General features: G+C 70.0%; 12 protein-coding genes and 1 pseudogene. 6 read left to right on the forward strand and 7 right to left on the reverse strand.

Annotation, left to right across the window (positions count from 1 at the left end):
• Positions 1–150: 150 nt before the first annotated feature.
• Positions 151–1,392 (reverse strand): tyrosine--tRNA ligase, encoded by a 1,242-nt coding sequence (gene tyrS, locus ACFOLC_RS15345; protein ID WP_386760139.1) that lies wholly within the window; start codon positions 1,390–1,392, stop codon positions 151–153.
• A gap of 195 nt (positions 1,393–1,587) precedes the next feature.
• On the opposite strand from tyrS, the gene ACFOLC_RS15350 reads away from it, so the two are divergent.
• A complete protein-coding gene (locus ACFOLC_RS15350) occupies positions 1,588–3,039 on the forward strand; it encodes a M23 family metallopeptidase (protein WP_386760140.1) in 1,452 nt (483 codons plus the stop codon).
• 7 nt (positions 3,040–3,046) lie between these two features.
• Complete coding sequence (locus ACFOLC_RS15355; RefSeq protein WP_386760141.1) at positions 3,047–4,195, forward strand: anhydro-N-acetylmuramic acid kinase; 1,149 nt, start codon at positions 3,047–3,049, stop codon at positions 4,193–4,195.
• A gap of 2 nt (positions 4,196–4,197) precedes the next feature.
• Here ACFOLC_RS15355 and ACFOLC_RS15360 read toward each other — a convergent pair whose 3' ends face one another.
• Genes ACFOLC_RS15360 through ACFOLC_RS15370 form a run of 3 tightly spaced genes read right to left on the reverse strand, consistent with a single transcriptional unit; the run spans position 4,198 to position 6,725 of the window.
• Positions 4,198–4,542: a hypothetical protein gene (locus ACFOLC_RS15360; RefSeq protein ID WP_386760142.1), complete on the reverse strand. Its 345-nt coding sequence runs from the start codon at positions 4,540–4,542 to the stop codon at positions 4,198–4,200.
• Positions 4,543–4,558: 16 nt separating this feature from the next.
• Positions 4,559–5,962 carry an AmpG family muropeptide MFS transporter gene (locus ACFOLC_RS15365; protein ID WP_386760143.1) on the reverse strand — a complete coding sequence of 468 codons (1,404 nt, stop codon included), beginning with the start codon at positions 5,960–5,962 and terminating at the stop codon, positions 4,559–4,561.
• Positions 5,952–6,725 (reverse strand): exodeoxyribonuclease III, encoded by a 774-nt coding sequence (locus tag ACFOLC_RS15370; RefSeq protein ID WP_386760144.1) that lies wholly within the window; start codon positions 6,723–6,725, stop codon positions 5,952–5,954. The genes ACFOLC_RS15365 and ACFOLC_RS15370 overlap by 11 nt, the downstream gene beginning before the upstream one ends.
• Before the next feature lie 62 nt (positions 6,726–6,787).
• On the opposite strand from ACFOLC_RS15370, the gene ACFOLC_RS15375 reads away from it, so the two are divergent.
• The 3 genes from ACFOLC_RS15375 to ACFOLC_RS15385 all read left to right on the forward strand — a co-directional run bounded on the left by ACFOLC_RS15375 (position 6,788) and on the right by ACFOLC_RS15385 (position 8,727).
• Positions 6,788–7,315 carry a GNAT family N-acetyltransferase gene (locus ACFOLC_RS15375; RefSeq protein ID WP_386760145.1) on the forward strand — a complete coding sequence of 176 codons (528 nt, stop codon included), beginning with the start codon at positions 6,788–6,790 and terminating at the stop codon, positions 7,313–7,315.
• Entirely contained in the window at positions 7,312–7,986 is a 675-nt protein-coding gene (pyrE, locus tag ACFOLC_RS15380; RefSeq protein WP_386760146.1) for an orotate phosphoribosyltransferase, read from the forward strand. The genes ACFOLC_RS15375 and pyrE overlap by 4 nt, the downstream gene beginning before the upstream one ends.
• 84 nt (positions 7,987–8,070) lie before the next feature.
• The gene (locus ACFOLC_RS15385) at positions 8,071–8,727 is read left to right on the forward strand and encodes a hypothetical protein (RefSeq protein ID WP_386760147.1); all 657 of its coding nucleotides are present in this window, start codon (positions 8,071–8,073) and stop codon (positions 8,725–8,727) included.
• A 305-nt stretch (positions 8,728–9,032) separates the two neighbouring features.
• Here ACFOLC_RS15385 and ACFOLC_RS15390 read toward each other — a convergent pair whose 3' ends face one another.
• From ACFOLC_RS15390 to coaBC, 3 genes and pseudogenes are all read right to left on the reverse strand, one after another.
• Complete coding sequence (locus ACFOLC_RS15390) at positions 9,033–11,348, reverse strand: phosphomannomutase/phosphoglucomutase (protein WP_386760148.1); 2,316 nt, start codon at positions 11,346–11,348, stop codon at positions 9,033–9,035.
• A gap of 15 nt (positions 11,349–11,363) precedes the next feature.
• A complete protein-coding gene (gene dut / locus ACFOLC_RS15395; RefSeq protein WP_386760149.1) occupies positions 11,364–11,822 on the reverse strand; it encodes a dUTP diphosphatase in 459 nt (152 codons plus the stop codon).
• A 4-nt stretch (positions 11,823–11,826) separates the two neighbouring features.
• A pseudogene (gene coaBC, locus ACFOLC_RS15400) lies at positions 11,827–13,043 on the reverse strand (bifunctional phosphopantothenoylcysteine decarboxylase/phosphopantothenate--cysteine ligase CoaBC).
• A 213-nt stretch (positions 13,044–13,256) separates the two neighbouring features.
• Here coaBC and radC point away from each other — a divergent pair.
• Positions 13,257–13,931, forward strand: a complete 675-nt coding sequence (gene radC / locus ACFOLC_RS15405; RefSeq protein ID WP_449284302.1) for a RadC family protein — start codon at positions 13,257–13,259, stop codon at positions 13,929–13,931.
• Positions 13,932–14,081 lie beyond the last annotated feature (150 nt).

Here is a 14,081-nt window from a genome sequence, read left to right on the forward strand (position 1 = left end):
CCTTTCGAAACCGTCAACCGCCTTCGAAATCGCCGCTTCAACCGCGCCCCGCTTCGGTCAACTTCACCTCGGCGGGGCGCGCATTGTGCACACGCACAATTGATTTGAAAAGGGGTTGATCGATTTATTTGTCGTTATTTTCGAAACCGCTCAGCCAACCACCAGGCGCACGCGTGCGAACGTGCGCTTGCCGACTGCAAGAACCCCTTCAAAACCCGGCGCAAACACCCGCTGCGCGTCCTCGATGATCTCGCTGTCGATGCGCACCGCATGCTCCTTGAGCTTGCGATTGGCTTCGGAATTGCTTGGCGTCAGTCCTGCCGCGGTCAACAACGCGGCGATGCGCAGACCCTCGGCCGGCACGACGACATCCACCAGTGGCAATGACGCGGTATCGCCCTCGCCGCGCACCGCGGCGTTCCAACCGGCGAGTGCCTGCTCGGCGGCGGCGCCACCGTGGAAACGCGCGGCCAGCTCGCGCGCCAGGCGCAGCTTGAGGTCGCGCGGATTGAGCTGGCCGCTGGCGATGTCGCGCTTGAGCGCGACGACCTCGCTCAACGAGATCTCGAAGCTGAGCAGCTCGATCCAGCGCCACATCAGTGTGTCGTCGATCTTCATGGTCTTGGTGACGATGTCGATCGCCGGCTCGTTGATGCCGATGTAGTTGCCCAGCGACTTGGACATCTTGTTGACGCCGTCCAGGCCCTCGAGCAGCGGCATGGTCAGCACGATCTGCGGCGGTTGGCCATGGTGCTCCTGCAGGCCGCGGCCCATCAGCAGGTTGAATTTCTGGTCGGTGCCGCCGAGCTCGACGTCGGCCTTCAGCGCCACCGAGTCGTAACCCTGCACGAGCGGATACAGGAACTCGTGGATCGCGATCGACTGCTGGGCGGCGTAGCGCTTGGCGAAGTCGTCGCGCTCGAGCATGCGCGCCACGGTGTGCTGGGCGGCAAGCCGGATCATGTCCGCCGCGCCCATCTGCCCAAACCACTCGGAGTTGAAGCGGACCTCGGTACGCGCCTGGTCGAGCACCTTGAACACCTGCTCGGAGTAGGTTTCGGCATTGGCCAGCACGTCCTCGCGGGTGAGCGGCTTGCGGGTGATGTTCTTGCCGCTGGGGTCGCCGATCATTCCGGTGAAGTCGCCGACCAGGAAGATCACCTGGTGGCCGAGGTCCTGGAACTGCCGCATCTTGTTGAGCAGGACGGTGTGACCCAGGTGCAGGTCGGGGGCGGTCGGGTCGAAACCGGCCTTGATGCGCAGCGGACGGCCGCCGGCTTTCATGGACGCGCCGAGCCGGGCCTCCAGTTCGTCGCGCTTGAGGATTTCGTCGGCGCCGCGGCCGATCAGGTCGAGGGCTTCTTGGACGGAGGCGGGGGTCTGGGCGGACAAAGGTCGGACTCGCGGCGCGGAGTGACCGCACGAATGCGATCACAGTCATGGAATGGAGTTAAATCGAAGTTAAACCTAATTGCTGCGACGCGAGATGAAAAACCCTATTCAGCTCAAGGGTTTGACGCACACTGCTCGCGTCTCTATGGTAACGCCGCTACGTGGCCTTCACACCTGCGCGCAGGGATTATCTACATGACAGCATCGGATTCCGGTTCAGACCGGCGCGAACGCCTCAAGGCCCTGCGTGAAGCCGCTCTGCACCGACCGGTGCTGGCTCGACATCTCACCGACGGATTCACCGGCCGCTGGTCGCGCCGGCAGTGGGCGCACGCGAGCCTGTTCGCCACACTCGGCATGCTGGTGGCCGCGATCGTGCCCGGGTTCTCCGCTTCCGGCGCCCACCCGCAACCCGCACACGCGCCGCGCCACTCGATGGCGCTGGCGCTGCCGCCGCTGCCGCTGACCCGCCTCAAGGGCAGCCAGGGCGACAGCTGGCAGATCGTGCGCGTGCAGCGCGGGCAGACCCTGGGCGCGGTGTTCGAGCAGCTCGACCTGCCGGCCTCGACCCTGCACCGCATCCTCGACCAGTCCGACGACAAGAAGGCGCTGACCCGCCTCAAGCCCGGCACCGAGCTCGCCTTCGACCTGCCCGTCAACGGCGAGCTGCGCACGTTCCGCTACGACCGCGACGACAGCCACCGCATCGAGGTCAGCCTGGCCGGTGACACGATCACGCAGAAGGTGATCGTGCGTCCGACCGAGACCCGCACCGTGGTGATCAGCGGCAAGGTCGGCAAGTCGCTGTTCCGCTCGGCGCGCAAGCTCGGCCTGTCCGGCAACAACATCAACACGTTGACCGACGAGATCTTCAAGTACGACATCGACTTCAACGAGGACGTCGGCGCCAACGACCGCTTCAGCGTGGTGGTCGAGCAGATCTGGCGCGAAGGCGAGCTGCTGCGCACCGGCCCGGTGCTGGCGGCGACCTTCACCACCGACGGCAAGCTGCACACCGGCTTCCGCTTCGAGCGCGCCGGCAAGGCCGAGTACTTCACCGGCGACGGCCGCCCGCTGAAGAAGAGCTTCATCCGCATGCCGATCCCGTACGCGCGGCTGACCTCGAACTTCGGCACCCGCCGGCACCCGGTGCTGGGCCGCACGCGCATGCACAAGGGCGTCGACTACGCCGCGCGTACCGGCACGCCGATCATGGCCGCCGGCGATGCACGGGTGAAATCGGCCGGCTGGCAGGGCGGCTACGGCAACGCGGTGGTGCTCGACCACGGCCGCGGCTACACCACCCTGTACGGCCACATGTCGCGCATCGGCAAGATCCGCGCCGGCCAGCGCATCGGCCAGGGTACGGTGATCGGCTACGTCGGCAGCACCGGCATGTCGACCGGGCCGCACCTGCACTACGAATTCCGCGTCAACGGCGTGCACCGCAACCCGCTGTCGATCACCATGCCGCCGCCGGAGCCGCTGTCGGGCGCCGCGCTGACGCAGTTCCGTGCCCAGACCAGCGTGGCGCTGGCGCGGATCCAGAAGGTCGAGAACATCATCTACGCCGACGTCGACGCTCCGCCGCCGGCCCCGAACGGCGCCAAGAAGCCCAAGACCACGGCCAACAAGAGCAAGGCCTGAGCCGGACGTGGCCGCGCCTGATGCGGGGCTGTTCGTCGGCCTGATCTCCGGCACCAGCGCCGACGGCATCGACGCCGCGCTGGTGCGTTTCGACGACGCCGGCGTCGCCGTCGCCCCGCAGTGCGAGTTGCTGCTGGGCCGCACCTACCCCTGGCAGGACGCACTGCGCACGCGCCTGGTCGAGCTCGGCCAGGGCGGCGATGCGCGTTCGCTGGAGGAACTGGGCACGCTCGACGTGCAGGTGGCCGAGGCCTTCGCCGAGGCGACGCGGCAACTGCTCGACGAAGCCGGCGTCGCACCGGCGCAGGTGCGCGCGATCGGCTCGCACGGCCAGACCGTGCGCCACCGCCCCGACGGCGCGCGCCACGACGGCCAGCACCCCTTCACCTGGCAGCTCGGCGACGGCAACGTCATCGCCGAGCGCAGCGGGATAGCGACAGTCGCCGATTTCCGCCGCCGCGACGTCGCTGCCGGTGGCCACGGCGCGCCGCTGCTGCCGGCGCTGCACGCCACGCTGCTGCACAGCGCCGCCGAGGACCGGGCGGTGCTCAACCTCGGCGGCATCGCCAACGTCACCCTGCTGCCGGCGACGGGTGCGGTGCGCGGCTTCGACACCGGCCCGGCCAACTGCCTGATGGACGCCTGGTGCCTGCGCCACACCGGCCGGGCGTTCGACGCCGACGGCGCGTTCGCGGCACAGGGCCGGCTCGATGCCGAACTGCTGGCGCGATTGCTCGACGAGCCCTGGTTCGTGCTGCCGCCGCCGAAGAGCACCGGCCGCGAGCAGTTCCACCTCGACTGGCTGCAGGCGCGCCTGCGCGGCGGCGAGGCGCCCGCGGACGTGCAGGCGACCCTGCTCGAACTCAGCGCAGTCACCGTCGCCGACGCCTTGCGCGCGCAGCAGCCGCAGACGCGGCGCGTGCTGGCCTGCGGTGGCGGCGTGCGCAACGCACGCCTGCTCGAACGCATTGCCGCGCAGTGGCCGGAGACGGTGCTGGAATCGACTGCGCGGTACGGCGTCGACCCGGATTTCGTCGAAGCGATGGGTTTCGCCTGGCTGGCGCGGCAGACCCTGGCCGGCCTGCCCGGCAACCTGCCCAGCGTCACCGGCGCGCGCGGTCCGCGCGTGCTCGGTGCGGTCTATGCGGCCGCCTGAAACTAGTCGGTGCGCCCCTGTCCGACCGCGGCCAGCAGGTCGAGGTCGACCGGGCTGGGCTCGGGGTATTCCCAGGCCGGCGGCTGCGTGGCTGCCGGCGTCTCGATGCGGCCGATCAGCGAGAAGCCCGGGTCGCTGGGAACGCCCTCGAGCGCGGAGATTGCCGCCTGCAACGCGTCGGCGTCGGTGTCGCTGAAACGCCCCACCAGCTCGGCCTCGCAGGCGAACAGGCCGTGCTCGAGCAGGTGCATCAGCGTTTCCTGCAGGCTCCAGCCGCGCGTGGTCGCCACGCGCTTGATGCGGTCCAGCAGTACCGGGGCAAGGTCGTGCAGGATGATGTCGGTCATGCCAGTTCTTCCGTGATCAAGTACGGGGGATACTTGTTCGATCGGCGGGTTTGCGTACCGCCAGCAGCAAGCACAGCAACAGGGCGGGAACGCCGACCAGCGCCGTGCCGACGAAGAATAGCGAATAGGCCTCGAGCAAGCTGCGACCCACTTCCAGTTGTTCGACCGCGACCCCGGACAGACCCTTCAGCAGCTTGCCCAGCAACGCGTAGAACGAGCTGAGCAAGGCGTACTGGGTGGCGGTGTAGCCGATGTTGGTCAGGCTCGACATGTAGCCGACCAGCGCCACACCGGCGAAACCGTTGCAGACGTTGTCGATCGCCATCGCCGCGGTGAACACGCCGGCGTCGGCGCCGTGCAGGGCGAGGTAGGCGAAGGCCAGGTTCGAACCCGGACCGAGCACCGCGCCGGCCAGCAGCGTCGGGATGAAGCCGAACCGGACCGCGCACAGGCCGGCGGCGGCAATGCCGACGATCGTCGCGACCAGTCCGAACGAACCGCGCACCGCGCCGACGGTTTCCTTGGCGATGCCCAGGTCGGCGTAGAACGGGTTGGCCATCGGCCCCATCACGAAATCGGGCAGGCGGTACAGGCTGATCGTCAGCAGCATCAGCAGCGCCCAACTGCCGTGCTGGCGGAAGAACGCGACGAACGGCCCGACCACCGCATCGAACAACCCCTGCGGCGTGAACAGCGCCGGATGCGGCTGGGCCGCGGCCTGCACGCTCGCCGACGGCTCGCGCGCCAGCAGCACGGCGAGCACGCCCACGCCCATCAGCGCCGCCATCACCTGGTACGACAGCGACCAGCCGGCTTGCGCGGCCAGAATCAGGATCAGCGCATCGGTGACCAGCAGCGCGCCGCGGTAGCCCAGCGCCGCGGTCGAGGTGAGCAGCCCCTGCTGCTCGTTGCTGTCGGCGCTTTCGATGCGCCAGGCGTCGATGACGATGTCCTGGGTCGACGAGGCGAACGCCACCACCAGCGCCAGCACGCCGAACACGACGAGCTGGTCGAGCACGACGCCCGCCAGCACCAGCTGGCCCTCGCGCGGCTGCACCAGCGCCATGCCGATCAGGGCCGCGGCCACCACCAGTTGCGACAGCAGCATCCAGCCACGGCGCCGGCCGAGCCAGCGGCCCAGCAGCGGCGCATCACACTTGTCGATCAGCGGCGCCCACAGGAACTTCAGCGAATACGCCAGCCCGACCCACGACAGAAAACCAATCGTCGACAGCTCGATGCCGTTCTCGCGCATCCAGAAACCGAGGGTGTTGCCGACCAGGTAGAGCGGAATGCCCGAGCTGAAGCCCAGCAGCAGCATCACCAGCACCTTGGGCTGGCGCAGATTGGCCAGCACCTGACGCCAGCCGGAGCGCGCGGGCTCGGCGGGTGCGGCCGGGGTGGCGACCTCAGAGGTCATAGTCAACGGTGAAGGGGGCGTGGTCGGAGAAGCGCGGGTCACGCGCGATCGCACAGGCCTTCAGGCGCTCGCGCAGCGACGGTGTCGCCAGCTGATAGTCGATGCGCCAGCCGACGTTGTTGGCGCGCGCGGCGCCACGATTGCTCCACCAGGTGTAGTCCTGGCCGTCGACGTGCAGCGCGCGGTAGGTGTCGACCCAGCCGCTGTCATCGATGCACAACCCGTTGAGCCAGTCGCGCTCGGGCGGCAGGCAGCCGGAGTTCTTCTGGTTCGACTTCCAGTTCTTGATGTCGAGCGCACTGCGCACGATGTTCCAGTCGCCGCACAGCACGTAGTCGCGGCCGCTGGCCAGCCATTCGTCCAGACGCGGCTTGAGCCAGTCCATGACCTCGAATTTGAAGCCTTGGCGCAACTCGCCCGAGGAGCCGGACGGGATGTAGAACGAGACCACGCTGAGGTTGCCGAAGCGCGCCTCGATGTAGCGGCCCTCGTCATCGAACGGCGCCCAGCCCAGCGCGGCGCGCACCTCGTCGGGCTCGCGGCGGCTGTAGATCGCCACGCCGCTGTAGCCTTTCTTGGTGCTGGCGTCCTTGAACCAGGCCTTGTAGCCATCCGGTCGGAACGCGGCGTCACCGAGCTGGTGCTCCTGCGCCTTGGTCTCCTGCACGCACAGCACGTCGGCGTCCTGCGCGCGGAACCAGTCGAAAAACCCCTTGGTGGCCGCCGAGCGCAGGCCGTTGGCGTTGAAGCTGATGATGCGCATGCGCACTCCACGACGGTGTGCGGGCGATCATAGCCCGGACGCGGTGGCCTATCATGCCGGCCATGTCCGCCGTCACCGCCACCGTCCATGTCGCCCGCATCGAGGACGATGCCAGCGTGCGCGCGGTGCGCGGCCTGCGCGTGGCGCAGGACCAGTACCGTTTTGTCGGCGATATCACCTTCAACCTCGGTGACAGCCTGCGCGACCCGATGAGCGAGGCGATGGCGGTGTGGGCCGACGGGGCCGTGATCGGCTTCTACCGCCTCGACTTCGCCCCCAATGCGGTCGCCGGGCGCGCGTTCGAGCGACCCAGCGTCGGCCTGCGCGCGTTCGTGATCGACCAGAGCCAGCAGGGCCGCGGCTACGGCACGCAGGCGATGGCCGCCTGCTGCGCCGACCTGCGCCGGCGCCACCCTGACCGCGCGTTGCTGGTGCTGACCGTCAACTGCAGCAACCTCGCCGCCCTCGCCGCCTACCGCAAGGCCGGCTTCGTCGACACCGACGAGCTCTACCGCGGCGGCAGCGCCGGCCCGCAGCACCTGATGCTCCATCACCTGCAGCCGCAGGCCCCACCCGACCCGGAACGATGACCGACCACCGCACCCGCTTCCTGCAACTCGCCCTGCGCGCCGACGCCCTGCGTTTCGGCGACTTCACCCTCAAGTCCGGGCGACAGAGCCCGTACTTCTTCAACGCCGGCCGCTTCGACTCCGGCGCGGCGCTGGCCGAGCTGGCCGGCTGCTACGCCGATGCGGTCGATGCCCACGGCGTCGCGTTCGACCTGTTGTTCGGCCCGGCCTACAAGGGCATCCCGCTGGCGACCGCGCTGGCCTGCGAGTACGCGCGGCGTGGCCGCGACCTGCCGCTGGCGTTCAACCGCAAGGAGGCCAAGGCCCACGGCGAGGGCGGCAGCCTGATCGGTGCGCCGCTGGCCGGCCGCCGCGTGCTGATCGTCGACGACGTGATCACCGCCGGCACCGCGATCCGCGAGGCGCTGGCCATCATCGCCGACGCCGGTGGCAGCGCCGCCGGCATCGTGATCGCGCTCGACCGCCAGGAAGCCGCCGGTGGCGACGGCGCGCCGGCCACAACCCGACGCTCTGCGGCACAAACGGTCGCAAGCGACCACGGCCTGCCGGTGATCGCGGTCGCCACGCTCGCCGACCTGCTCGCCTTCACCGGCGACAGCGCGGCACTGGCGGACCAGCGCGAACGCCTGCTCGCCTACCGCGCGGCCTACGGCAGCGACGCATCGGCCTGAGCCGGCACACCACCGTCGGCCGTACTGGCGCGAGTTTTGCATCAGCTGTTGCCGGATCGGGATGAAATGCAGGCAAGGCGCGACATGAACAAGACCCTCTCACTGCTGGCCTGCGCACTGCTGGTCGCCACGGCTTCGGGCGCGGCGACTGCGCAGAAGGGCCCGGCCGCGACCAAGAAGCTCTATTGCTGGAACGAGAACGGCCGCAAGGTCTGCGGCGACGCGCTGCCGGCGCATGCCGTCGACAGCGCGCGCACCGAGATCAACGCCAAGAGCGGCCTGGCCACCGCCCGGGTCGACCGCGCCCTCACCGCCGAAGAACGTGCCGCCACCGCCGCGCAGACCCAGGCCGCGCGCCAGGTTGCGCTTGCCGCCCAAGCCGCCGCCCTGCGCGACCGCGCCATGGCCGAGTCCTACGCCACCGAGGCCGACCTGCGCCGCGCCTTCGCCGAGCGCATCGCGGTGATGGACGAGACCGTCAAGGCCTCGCGCCTGGGCGTCGAGGGCCGCCGCCAGAGCCTGGTCAGCCTGCTCAGTCGCGCCGGCGAGAACGAACTGGCCAGCAAGCCGGTGCCCAAGGCGATGGCCGACAACATCCGCGGCCAGCACGATCAGCTGCTGCACCAGCAGGCGCTGCTGGGCCAGCAACAGCTGCAGCGCGAGGCCATCGACGAGGCGCAGGCGGCGGCGCTGGTGCGTTATCACGCGCTGAAGAAGCCGGCGAGCACCGCAGGCAGCTGAATTAGCTGCTGCACACCGTCTCTCTGCCTCCAGACAGAGCGCAAGTACGAGAGATCAAACCCTGAAGCAAGGGCTTCCGTCCGCTAACGCGGCCGGGTCACTTTTCTTTGCTGGCCCAAAGAAAAGTAACCCAAAGGAAGGGCTTTCCTCGACAAATCAGCCCCATAAACGAGGTGCTGAGGGGATTTTCCGACTCGGCATCCTGCCTCGGTCGGAAAACGGCGTGCATCCATGCACGCCGCCCTTCGGGTCTTGGTAGATCTCGTGCAGCTGGAAAACGTAGCTGCGACCGCCGTTAATCCCAATCAGAACGGCAGCACCAGATCCGGCTTGATCGCCAGCAGCTGCGCCCGGAAGTCGGCCTTGATCCGCGCCAGCGCCTCGGCGCTGTCGGCGTCGAAGCGCATCACCAGCACCGGCGTGGTATTGGACGCACGCACCAGGCCCCAGCCGTCGGCAAAGTCAACGCGCAGGCCGTCGATGGTCGACAGGCGCGCGCCCTCGAAGCGGGCCTGGTCGCGGAAGCGCTCGACGAAACTGTGCGGGTCGCCGTCGGGCGCGTCGACCTTGATCTCCGGCGTCGACACGCCGTCGGGCAGCGCCGCCAGCGTTTCGCTCGGGCTGCGCGGCTGCGCGGCCAGGATCTCGAGCAGGCGCGCGGCGGCGTAGATGCCGTCGTCGAAGCCGTACCAGCGCTCCTTGAAGAAGAAGTGGCCGCTCATCTCGCCAGCCAGTTCGGCGTCGGTCTCGCGCATCTTGCCCTTGATCAGCGAGTGCCCGGTCTTCCACATCAGCGGGCTGCCGCCGTGGCGCAGGATGTAACCCGGCAGGCGGCCGGTGCACTTGACGTCGTAGATGATCATCGCGCCCGGGTTGCGCTCGAGCACGTCGGCCGCGAACAGCATCAGCAGGCGGTCCGGGAAGATGTTCTGGCCGTCGCGGGTGACCACGCCGAGGCGGTCGCCGTCGCCGTCGAAGGCGATGCCGACGTCGGCTTCCAGGCGCTGCACCATCTTCATCAGGTCGATGAGGTTGTGCGGCTCGCTCGGGTCCGGGTGGTGGTTGGGGAAGGTGCCGTCGATGTCGCAGTACAGCGGCGTGACCTCGGCGCCGATCGCGGCCAGCACGCGCGGGCCGACTTCGCCGGCGACGCCGTTGCCGGCGTCGACCACCACCCGCAGCGGGCGGTCGATCTGCACGTCGGAGGCGATGCGCTGGACGTAGTCCTCGGAGATGTCGCGCTGCGTCAAGGTGCCCAGGTCGCCCAGGTGCAGGCGGTCGTCGGCGATGCGCGCGTACAGGTCGGTGATGGCGTCGCCGGACAGGGTCGCGCCGCCGACCACGATCTTGAAGCCGTTGTAGTCGGGCGGGTTGTGGCTGCCGGTGACCGACACGCACGAGCCGGCGCGCAGGTGGTAGGCGCCGAAGTAGACCAGCGGCGTCGGCGCCAGGCCGATGTCGATGACGTTGCGGCCGGCCTTGCGCAGGCCGGCGATCAGGCCCTCGACCAGCGCCGGTCCGGACAGGCGGCCGTCGCGGCCGACCACTATTTCGGTCAAGCCCTGCTCGTGCATCAGCGAGCCGATCGCGTGGCCGATCAACTCGGCCACGCCGGCGTCGAGCGACTGCCCGACCACGCCGCGGATGTCGTAGGCGCGGAAGATGCCGCGATCGATCGCGACGGACTGGGAGGCGGCGGTGGGCTTGGCTTCGATCACGGGGGCGATTTTCACTGGAAGAGGAACCTGCTCCATGGTCTCAGCCAAGGTCTGAACCTCGCCTTCCTCGGCGACCTCCTCGCCGCCGCGGCGCTTGAAGCGCGGCGCGCGCCAGGCCAGCCAGGTCAGCAGGAGGAACACGCCGGCCGCGATGAAGCAGCCCAGCGCATCCAGGCCGAACGGGCCACCGGCGACGTCCGGCACCGCCGCGGCGATGCGCAGGTCGCTGCCCGGCACCTTGGCCGCCAGCGCCTCGGCACCGTTGGCGAGCGCGCTGTCGCCGCGCTCGGCCGCGCTGAAACCGCGCTGGCGCAGCGCCAGGTAGCTGTCGTCGGCGATCGCGGCCTGCTCGATCCCGGCGCTGATCTTCTGCAGCGGCAGCCGCACGTAGGCCACGCCGATCACGGCATCGCCGTGACGCGCCGGCGCCGCCAGCGCGAACTGCGAGTCCCCGGCATGGCGGACGATCGCGGCCACCGGCTGGTCGGCGGCCAGCGCGGCCTCGAGTACCGCGAGCCGGCCGTAGCCGCTCTTGGGCAACGCCGCGTACTCGACGCTCAGGTCCGGTGCCAGCACCGCGGCATCGGCCGCGCCCGGCCAGCCCTGGCCGAGCTGCTGCCCGGCCGCGGCCAGGTCGCCAGCGGCCAGTGCCGCCTGCAGCGCCGGCGCCGCCAGTTGTTCGGTCATGCGCTTGCGCTCGGCCGCGATGCCCTGCTGCGCGGCCAGCACCGCGCTGTCTCGGACCTGGGTGATCGCGGCGCGGCGCGCGTTGTCGCTGTGCAGTTGCCAGCCGCTCCAGGCGAACCACGCCGCCAGCAGCGCGCACACGCCGATGATCACCGGCAGCAGCGCCTTGAGCTGCGCGGCCGAGGCCTGCAGCTGTTCCTTGTCGACACTTTTCATGAACCCTTCCCCCTGTCAGCGCACGCCGGTGTGGCCGAAGCCACCGGCCCCACGCGCGCTGGTTTCAAACTCGTCGACCACCTGCAGCGTCGCCCGCACGATCGGCAGGATGACGAGTTGGGCGATGCGATCCCCGGGCTGCATCGTAAAAGCCTCGCGGCCGCGATTCCAGACGCTGATCAGCAAAGGCCCCTGGTAATCGGCGTCGATCAGGCCAGTGCCGTTGCCGAGCACGATGCCGTGCTTATGGCCGAGCCCGGAACGCGGCAGGATCACCGCGCACAGGGTCGGATCGCCGAGGTGGATCGCCAGGCCCGAGGGCACCAGTGCGGTGTCACCGGGCTGCAGCAGCAGCGTCGTGTCGAGCGCGGCGCGCAGGTCGAGGCCGGCACTGGCGGTGGTGGCGTAGGCCGGCAGCGGCCATTCGTCGCCGAAGCGCGGGTCGATGACTTTGATTTCGAGGGTGTGGTGCATGCGGTCAGAGGCGCTCGGCGATGAGGTCCAGCAGGAGATCGGCCAGCTGCGTCTTCGGCGCCGGACCCAGCGCGCGTGCGAAGCCGTCGACGCCGTACACGGTCAGCGCGTTGTCGTCGCTTTCAAAGCCGCTGCCGGCCAGGCCGACGCGGTTGGCGGCGATCAGGTCGAGCCGCTTCTTCTCCAGCTTGCCGCGCGCGTAGGCTTCGACGTGGTCGGTCTCGGCGGCAAAACCGACCACCAGCCGCGGCCGCGACGCATGCACGGCCACTTCGGCCAGGATGTCGGGCGTGCGCAGCAGCGTCAGCGTCAGCGTGTCCTGGCCGGCCTGCTTCTTGATCTTGTTGCCGGCGACCTGCGCCGGGGCGAAATCGGCGACCGCGGCGGCGCCGATGTAGACCTCGCAGGGCAGCGCCGCCATCACCGCGTCGCGCATCTGCGCAGCCGAGCGCACGTCGACGCGCTCGACGCCGTCCGGCGTCGGCAGCGCCACCGGCCCGGCCACCAGCAGCACCTGCGCGCCGCGCCGCGCCGCGGCCTGGGCGACGGCAAAGCCCATCTTGCCGCTGCTGCGGTTGCCGATGAAACGCACCGGGTCGATGTCTTCAAAGGTCGGGCCGGCGCTGACCACGATGCGGCGGCCGGCCAGCGAGGCAGCGGCGCTCATGCGAGGGCCTGCGCCAGCGCCGCCACAATCTCGGCCGGCTCGCTCATGCGGCCCGGGCCGGACTCGCCCTCGGCCAACGGGCCGTCGTTGGGCCCGACCACCTCGACGCCGCGCGCGCGCAGCGTGGCGAGGTTGGCCTGCGTGGCCGGATGCAGCCACATGCGGTGGTTCATCGCCGGGGCCACCGTGATCGGCGCGGTGGTGGCCAGGCACAGGGTGCTGACCAGGTCGTCGGCCAGGCCGTGGGCGAGCTTGGCCAGGGTGTTGGCCGTGGCCGGCGCGACCACCACCTGGTCGGCCCAGCGCGCCAGCTCGATGTGCCCCATCGCCGCCTCGGCGGCCGCGTCCCACAGCGAGGTCCGCACCGGCCGCCCGGACACGGCCTGGAAGGTCGGCGTGCCGACAAAGTGCTGGGCGTTGTCGGTCATCGCCACGGTCACCTCGGCCCCGGCATCGCGCAGGCGCCGCACCAGTTCGGCGGCCTTGTAGGCGGCAATGCCACCGCAGACGCAGAGCAGGATCCTGCGTGCGCGCAAGGGTCGGGCGTCGGCCATGCTCTTAGGAAAATCCCTACTGCGAAATCGACGTTTAGCTTACCCGATGGCGCGGCGCCGGCCGCTGGCGGCGGTTGCGCCCCGGGCGTGCAATGCACGCAGTGGGTGGCCGGCCCGCGTGATGGCGATGAACCCGGCGCGGCCTCCCCTCCGCGCCCATGCCGGCCACCCACTACTTCCCCCGGCAAGGACGCCGCCATGCCCCATCGAACCCTGCACATCCGCGACTGGCCCGCTGCCGAACGCCCGCGCGAGAAACTGCTGGCGCGCGGCGCCGGCGCCCTGTCGGACGCGGAACTGCTGGCGATCTTCCTCGGCTCCGGCCTGCGCGGCCGCGATGCGGTCGCCACCGCGCGCGAGCTGCTGCAAGGCCATGGCCCCTTGCGCGCCCTGCTCGAACGCACGCCGGCGCAGCTGGCCACGCTGCCCGGGCTCGGCCCGGCGCGCGCCTGCGCCCTGGCCGCGGCGCTGGAACTGGGTCAACGCCAGCTGTCGGCCGACCTGGAGCGCGGCGCCGCGCTCAGCGACCCGCAGGCCGCAGGCCGTTATTTCGCCCAGCGCCTGCGCGGGCGTCCGCACGAAGTGTTCGCCGCGCTGTTCCTCGACAGCCGCCACCGCGCGCTGGCGTTCGAGGAGCTGTTCCAGGGCACGATCGACGGCGCCGAAGTGCACCCGCGCGAGGTGGTGCGGCGCGCGCTGGCGCACAACGCCGCGGCGGTGATCGTCGGCCACAACCACCCGAGCGGAAATCCCGAGCCCAGCGCCGCCGACCGCGCCGTGACCGCACGCCTGAAGCAGGCGTTGGCGCTGGTCGACCTGCGCCTGCTCGACCATTTCGTCATTGCCGACGGCCCGCCGGTGTCGCTGGCGGCGCGGGGCTGGGTGTGAGCTCGTGCGCGCGATGCACGGTTTCGTGGGAGCGGCTTTAGCCGCGACCGGACGCCCGGTCGCGCGGACGACTTCCAATCGCGGCCAAAGCCGCTCCTACAAGGGCAACCGGCGCCACGCCTGCCCTCGCGTACAATCCCCGCTTCCGCA

Source organism: Lysobacter cavernae, from assembly GCF_042648505.1.
Taxonomy (GTDB): domain Bacteria; phylum Pseudomonadota; class Gammaproteobacteria; order Xanthomonadales; family Xanthomonadaceae; genus Lysobacter_L; species Lysobacter_L cavernae.

Coding starts and splice junctions, on each gene's coding strand:
- ACFOLC_RS15350 (WP_386760140.1), top strand. CDS start 1,588: ATGACAGCATCGGATTCCGGTTCAGACCGGCGCGAACGCCTCAAGGCC.
- ACFOLC_RS15375 (WP_386760145.1), top strand. CDS start 6,788: ATGTCCGCCGTCACCGCCACCGTCCATGTCGCCCGCATCGAGGACGAT.
- ACFOLC_RS15385 (WP_386760147.1), top strand. CDS start 8,071: ATGAACAAGACCCTCTCACTGCTGGCCTGCGCACTGCTGGTCGCCACG.
- ACFOLC_RS15365 (WP_386760143.1), bottom strand. CDS start 5,962: ATGACCTCTGAGGTCGCCACCCCGGCCGCACCCGCCGAGCCCGCGCGC.
- ACFOLC_RS15360 (WP_386760142.1), bottom strand. CDS start 4,542: ATGACCGACATCATCCTGCACGACCTTGCCCCGGTACTGCTGGACCGC.
- dut (WP_386760149.1), bottom strand. CDS start 11,822: ATGCACCACACCCTCGAAATCAAAGTCATCGACCCGCGCTTCGGCGAC.
- ACFOLC_RS15390 (WP_386760148.1), bottom strand. CDS start 11,348: ATGAAAAGTGTCGACAAGGAACAGCTGCAGGCCTCGGCCGCGCAGCTC.
- ACFOLC_RS15370 (WP_386760144.1), bottom strand. CDS start 6,725: ATGCGCATCATCAGCTTCAACGCCAACGGCCTGCGCTCGGCGGCCACC.
- pyrE (WP_386760146.1), top strand. CDS start 7,312: ATGACCGACCACCGCACCCGCTTCCTGCAACTCGCCCTGCGCGCCGAC.